General features: G+C 72.6%; 6 protein-coding genes and 1 pseudogene. 5 read left to right on the top strand and 2 right to left on the bottom strand.

From position 1 onward, the window contains the following. Together PSH25_RS24255 and PSH25_RS24250 are read right to left on the bottom strand one after the other, a co-directional pair. Positions 1 to 1,413: GAF domain-containing protein (locus tag PSH25_RS24255; RefSeq protein ID WP_238661263.1), on the bottom strand; the 1,413-nt coding region annotated here is incomplete at its 3' end. Between the two features lie 14 nt (positions 1,414 to 1,427). Beyond that, the gene (locus PSH25_RS24250) at positions 1,428 to 2,210 is read right to left on the bottom strand and encodes a 3-hydroxybutyrate dehydrogenase (RefSeq protein ID WP_091401815.1); all 783 of its coding nucleotides are present in this window, start codon (positions 2,208 to 2,210) and stop codon (positions 1,428 to 1,430) included. Between the two features lie 395 nt (positions 2,211 to 2,605). On the opposite strand from PSH25_RS24250, the gene ruvC reads away from it, so the two are divergent. From ruvC to PSH25_RS24225, 5 genes and pseudogenes are all read left to right on the top strand, one after another. After that, entirely contained in the window at positions 2,606 to 3,133 is a 528-nt protein-coding gene (gene ruvC / locus PSH25_RS24245; protein WP_238661262.1) for a crossover junction endodeoxyribonuclease RuvC, read from the top strand. After that, complete coding sequence (gene ruvA, locus PSH25_RS24240) at positions 3,130 to 3,732, top strand: Holliday junction branch migration protein RuvA (RefSeq protein WP_124823022.1); 603 nt, start codon at positions 3,130 to 3,132, stop codon at positions 3,730 to 3,732. Before ruvC ends, ruvA begins: the two co-directional genes overlap by 4 nt. 75 nt (positions 3,733 to 3,807) lie before the next feature. Further along, a complete protein-coding gene (ruvB, locus tag PSH25_RS24235; RefSeq protein ID WP_238661261.1) occupies positions 3,808 to 4,875 on the top strand; it encodes a Holliday junction branch migration DNA helicase RuvB in 1,068 nt (355 codons plus the stop codon). 140 nt (positions 4,876 to 5,015) lie between these two features. Beyond that, positions 5,016 to 5,354 (top strand): preprotein translocase subunit YajC, encoded by a 339-nt coding sequence (yajC, locus tag PSH25_RS24230; protein WP_308193729.1) that lies wholly within the window; start codon positions 5,016 to 5,018, stop codon positions 5,352 to 5,354. A 279-nt stretch (positions 5,355 to 5,633) separates the two neighbouring features. Then, positions 5,634 to 6,135 (top strand): annotated as a pseudogene (locus tag PSH25_RS24225) (protein translocase subunit SecD); the annotation flags it as partial.

The raw sequence follows: 6,135 nt of genomic DNA, 5'->3' as shown, positions 1-6,135 counted from the left end.
CGCGTCCAACCCCGGCAGCATCAGCACCACCCGGCCGTCGCGCGCCGCGGCCAGTCCGCCGCGCGCCGAGGCGTACGTGGTGGCCCAGGAGAGCACCCGCTGCCGCGCCGAGCCGGTCGCGGCGATCGCGTCGTCGCCCACCGCCACCAGCACGTGCGGCGCGTCCAGGTCCACCCCGAGCCGACGGGCCCGGCTGCGCAGCGCGTCGGTGTCGCGCAGCGGGCGGGCGATCAGGTCGTCCAGCAGCTCGCCCCGCACCCGCCCCTCCGCCTCCGCGACCGTCCGGCGGAACAACAGCAGCAGCGCGGTCACCAACGCGGCCCGCTCCAGGATGCGCTGGTCGGCGTCGACCAACTCGTCGTCCGGGCGCAGCACCAGGGCGCCCAGGTTCTCCGCGCCGGCCACCACGGCCGCGTACCAGAGTGGACCCCGACGTACGCTGCGCCCCTCGGTCCGGGACGCGGCCACCGCCTCGACGATGTCCGCCCGGTCCGGCTCCTCGATCTCACCCACCCGGGCCAGCAGGCGCCCCTCGGCGTCCAGCGCCAGCAGCGCGCCGCCCAGCACCTCGGTCACCGCCGCCGCCACGTCCTCCACACCGCCGCCGCGCAGCACCAGCGCGGTCATCCGGTCGTGCGCCGCCGCGGCCCGCTCCACCGAGCTGCTGTGCGCCCGGATGGTGGTGTTCGCCGCCGACAACTCGGCCAACGCCGAACGGGTCTCGGTCAGCAGCCGGGCGGTGTCGATCGCCACCGCGGCGTGCGCGGCCAGCGACACCAGCAGCGCCACCTCCTCCCGGACGAACGGCCGGGCCGAACGGTTGGCCGCGTACAGCACCCCGATCGAGGTGGAGCCGAGCCGCAGCGGCACCCCGAGGATCGCCACCAGACCCTCCTCGCCCACCCCGGCGTCGATCTCGCCGGTGTGGTGGAAGCGCGCGTCCTCGCCGTAGTTCGCGGTGACGTACGGGGCGCCGGACTGGGCCACCAGGCCACCGAGGCCGGCGCCCATCGGCAGGCGCAGCCGCTGGAAACGGGCCGAGACCGACCCGTCGGTCACCCGCATGTAGGTGTCGCCACGTTCGTCGTCGTTGAGCGTCATGTACGCCACGTCCGCGCCGAGCAGATGGCGGGCCCGGTGCACGATCGCCCGCAGGACGTCGTCCAGGTCGCGCAGCCCGGCCAGGTCGCTGACCGTGTCGTACAGGCCGGACAGCTCGCTCTCCCGGCGGCGGCGACGCTCCAGCAGCGCGCGGACCCGCAACGCCACCGACTTGGCCTGCTCCAGCTCGGCCAGCCGGTCCGGTGGCAGCCCGGCGGCCCGCGCGGCCACCAGCGGTCCCTCGAACTCGACCGCCGCGGCCTCTCGGGCGAGCAGCTCCAGGAACTCCACCGGCGAAGACATGGTCGACATTGTGCTCAGCCCCACTAGTTGGCCGTCCAGCCCCCGTCGAGGGCGATCGACGCGCCGGTGATGAACGCCGCCGGCGGCGAGCAGAGGTACGCCAGCAGTTCGGCCACCTCCTCCGGCTCGATCAGTCGCTTGATCGCCGCCCGGGCCAGCATGATCTTCTCGATCACCTCGGTCTCGTCGATGCCGTGGCTGGCCGCCTGGTCGGCGATCTGGCTCTCCACCAGGGCGGTACGCACATATGCCGGGTTGATGCAGTTGGCGGTGACCCCGTGCGCGGCGCCCTCCAGCGCGACCACCTTCGACAGCCCTTCCAGAGCGTGCTTGGCCGAGACGTAGGCCGCCTTGTACGGCGAGGCGCGCAACCCGTGCACCGAGGAGATGTTGACGATCCGCCCCCAGCCCCGGGCGTACATGTGCGGCAGCGCCCGGCGGATCAGCAGGAACGGCGCCTCCACCATCACCCGCTGGATGTACTCGAAACGCTCGACGGGAAAGTCCTGCAACGGCGCGACGTGCTGGAGCCCCGCGTTGTTCACCACGATGTCCACGTCCACGTCGAGTGAGTCCACCGCCGCGGCATCGGAGAGGTCCACGCCCTCGGCCCGGCCACCGGCCTCGGCGGCCACCGCCTTGGCCGCCTCCAGGTTGCGGTCCACCACGAGCACCTTGGCGCCGGCCGCGCCCAGCCGCAGGGCACACGCCCGCCCGATGCCGCCGCCGCCCCCGGTGACCAGGGCGGTCCGACCGGAGAGGTCGACCTGTACGACGTGGGGGACCACCACGGGTTCTGCCGTCATGGCGCAAGAAGTTACGAGCTGTGTGCCCCCCGGCACATGGGCCAGCGACACATACTCCGTACCAAAGCTGTGTGGCCCACCCGCCCCCCGCCGCCCGCTCCCACCCCGCCGCCGCCCCCTCCCACCCGCTCCCGCCCCATCCCGCCGCGCCGCGTCTCGTGCCCCCTGCCGCGCCTCGCGCTGCAAGATCGCGCAACATCCTGGATGTAGTGGCATCCCGGCGTTACGTGGCCACTACATCCAGGATCGAGCGTGACCTTGTAGAGCAGGTGCGGGCGCGAGGCGGAGTGGTGGAGAGGCGGGGCGGCACGGGGGCGTGTCCCGTGGGGCTGGTGGGAGGGGCGCCCGTTAGGGTGTCGAACACACGTACTGCTGACGGCTGGGGAGGGGGCGGCGTGCGCGTGCTCGGTGTCGACCCGGGGCTGACCCGGTGTGGGGTGGGAGTGGTCGAGGGCGTGCCCGGCCGGCCCTGCACCCTGGTCGCCTACCACGTCGTCTACACCGACCCCGCCGACGACCTGGCGCTGCGCCTGTTGCACCTGGACCAGTCGCTGGGCAAGCTGGTCGCCGAGCATCAACCGGAGAGCGTCGCCGTCGAGCGGGTGTTCAGCCAGCACAACGTTCGTACCGTGATGGGCACCGCGCAGGCCAGTGGCATCGCCGTGCTGGCCGGGGCGCGGGCCGGGCTGCCGGTGCAGACGTACACGCCGAGTGAGGTGAAGGCGGCCGTGACCGGCTCCGGTCAGGCCGACAAGGCGCAGATGACCGCCATGGTGACCCGGCTGTTGCGGCTGGCCGAGCCGCCGAAGCCGGCGGACGCCGCCGACGCGCTGGCCCTGGCCATCTGCCACGTGTGGCGTGGCGGGACCCGCTCCAAGCTGGCCGCCGCGGCCGACCGGGCACGACGAGGAGGAGCACGATGATCGCCAGCGTGCGCGGCACGGTGACCGCGACGGGTCCGGACCAGGCCGTGATCGAGGTCGGCGGGGTCGGGCTCGCCGTGCACTGCGCCCCGGGGACCCTCGCGGAGCTGCGGGTGGGCCAGGTCGCCCGGCTCGCCACCAGCCTGATCGTTCGGGAAGACTCGCTGACCCTCTACGGATTCGCCGACGACGACGCCAAGTCGCTGTTCGAGCTGCTCCAGACCGCCAGTGGGGTCGGCCCGCGACTGGCCCAGGCGGTGCTGGCGGTACACACGCCCGACGCGGTACGCAAGGCGATCGCCAACGCCGACACGGCCGCCCTGACCCGCGTACCCGGGATTGGCAAGAAGGGTGCGGAACGCCTGGTGCTGGAGCTGCGCGACCGGATCGGCCCGGTGCCGATCGGCGCGGACGGCGTGGCCGGGGTGACCCGCGGCAGCTGGCCCGAGCAGGTCCGGCAGGCACTGGTGGGGCTGGGCTGGACGGCCGGTCAGGCCGATCAGGCGGTGGCCGCGGTCGCGGAGTCGATCGAGGGCGAGACCCCGCCGGTGCCGGTGCTGCTCAAGCAGGCCATCCGACTGCTGGGCCGCACCCGATGACCGCGTGGGCCGCGCGATGAGCGCGAGGAGTGAGCCGGGTTTGCGAGCCCCGCAGTCGCGAATGAAGGCGGCGCGATGAGCGAGACCGAAGGGCTCGTCTCGGCGTACGTCAGCGACGCCGACCGGGACGCGGAGGCCACGGTACGGCCGAGGCGGCTGGCCGAGTTCATCGCCCAGGACCGGGTCCGCGACCAGCTTGACCTTTTGTTGCAGGGCGCCATGCGGCGGGGGTCGCCGCCGGACCACATCCTGCTCTCCGGCCCGCCGGGGTTGGGCAAGACGAGTCTGGCCAACATCGTCGCCGCCGAGTTGGGCGCGGGCATCCGGGTGACCAGCGGCCCGGCGATCGAGCGTTCCGGTGATCTGGCGGCGATCCTGACCAGCCTCGCCGAGGGTGACGTGCTCTTCATCGACGAGATCCACCGGATCGCGCGGCCGGCCGAGGAGCTGCTGTACAGCGCGATGGAGGACTTCCGGGTCGACGTGGTGGTGGGCAAGGGTCCGGGTGCGACGGCGATCCCGCTGGACGTCGAGCCGTTCACCCTGGTCGGCGCGACGACCCGCTCGGGCCTGTTGACCGGGCCGATGCGGGACCGGTTCGGCTTCGTGGCACACCTCGACTTCTACGCCCCGGCGGATCTGGAGACGCTGCTGCACCGTTCGGCACGGATCCTGGGGGTGCCGATCACTCCCGAGGGCGCGACCGAGATCGCCGGTCGGTCCCGGGGCACCCCGCGGATCGCCAACCGGCTGCTGCGCCGGGTCCGCGACTACGCCGAGGTCCGGGCGGGCGGGGTGGTCGATCTCGACACCGCCCGCGCCGCCCTGATCGTGTACGACGTGGACGCGCTCGGCCTGGACCGGCTGGACCGGGCGGTGCTGACCGCGTTGGTCGACTCGTTCCGGGGTGGCCCGGTCGGGTTGTCCACCCTCGCCGTGGCGGTGGGGGAGCAGCCGGACACGGTGGAGGAGGTCTGCGAGCCGTTCCTGGTGCGAGCGGGGCTGTTGGCCCGTACGCCTCGGGGGCGGGTGGCGACGGAGGCCGCCTGGCGGCATCTGGGGCGCACGCCACCGAATGGTACATTTGGTGTAGATAGTCCACCCGTGCCCGACTTGTTCTCGTTGGATGTCGATCAGCCGTGATGTGAACGTGATCTGTGCCGCATTCGGCGTTCTCAGGTGCAGGGTTTAGACTTCGCCGCGGTCTAACAGGACGTGAGAATCCGCCTCCGCTCCGGCACCCACGGGTGCCGTGCGGGTGGCCAATGGGAAGGTCAGTAACCGTGGAATTGGCAGCAGCGGGTGGCGGGGCCGGCGGTTTCACGCCGATCCTGATGATCGTCCTGCTCTTCGGTGTTATGTACTTCATGATGATCCGGCCCCAGCAGAAGCGCCGCCGTGAGGCGGAGTCGATGCAGTCCAACCTCGGCCCCGGCGACGAGGTCGTGACCATTGGTGGGCTCTACGGCACGGTCACCGGCATCGAGGACGACACCGTCCTGATCGAGGTCGCACCGGGCGTGCAGACCCGCTACGCCCGCCCGGCCATCGCGCGGGTGGTCACCCGCGCGGAGCTGCCGAGCGAGCCGGTCACCGAGGACGCGGACACCGTCAAGGACTGACCCCTCCCCCCGGGGGGGCGGCGAGTCCGGCGTACGGCCGGTCGGCCGGCTTCCGGTCGTCGCGCCCGAACGGGGCAGCGGACGAGACGTGAAAACTGGATAGTTGGGTCGACGCCGGGCGTCGGCACGTTCCCGTGACCGTCGGCGTTCCGCGCCGGGGTGCCCGGTCCTCGTGCCGGCATTCTCGTCGGCTCAAGGCAGACTCGTCGGGCGGGACCCCCGGCCCGACACCGCCGCCGCTGCGACAGCGGCGCGACCGTACAGGGAGACAGGACAGCCGTGGCACCACCTCAGGGACAGATGCGCCCCGGGCGGCAGCTCGCCGTGCTCGGGTTCATCTTCGTGGTCCTCTATCTTTTGGTGTTCTTCGCTGGCGCCAGCGGCAGCTGGAAGGACCGGCTCGAGCCCAAGCTCGGTCTGGACCTGATCGGCGGCACGCGGGTGACGCTGGAGGCGACCAACAGCGTCGACGGCAAGCCCCCGACGGCGGAGAACCTCGAAGAGGCCCGCGAGATCATCGAGAGCCGGGTCAACGCGTTCGGCGTGGCCGAGGCCGAGGTGGTCACCGAGGGCAACCGCAACATCGTCATCTCCCTGCCCGGTGAGAACCGGGACCTCACAGACGTGGGCAGCGCGGCTGAGCTGCGCTTCCGCAAGGTGCTCAAGGCCGCCTCCGGCAGCGGGGTGGCCGAGGCGCCGCCCGCCGCCACGCCGGCCCCGTCCGGCAGCGCCGCCCCGTCCGGCAGCGCGACCCCGTCCGGCGGCGCGACGCCGACCCCGA

Origin of the sequence: Micromonospora foliorum (genome assembly GCF_022229015.1) — a bacterium.
GTDB lineage: Bacteria > Actinomycetota > Actinomycetes > Mycobacteriales > Micromonosporaceae > Micromonospora > Micromonospora foliorum.
This window is presented reverse-complemented; position numbering and strand designations above follow the sequence as displayed.

What these genes read in the sequence shown, in the direction of transcription:
- ruvB (WP_238661261.1), top strand. Translation starts at nt 3,808, where the DNA reads ATGAGCGAGACCGAAGGGCTCGTCTCGGCGTACGTCAGCGACGCCGAC.
- ruvA (WP_124823022.1), top strand. Translation starts at nt 3,130, where the DNA reads ATGATCGCCAGCGTGCGCGGCACGGTGACCGCGACGGGTCCGGACCAG.
- PSH25_RS24250 (WP_091401815.1), bottom strand. Translation starts at nt 2,210, where the DNA reads ATGACGGCAGAACCCGTGGTGGTCCCCCACGTCGTACAGGTCGACCTC.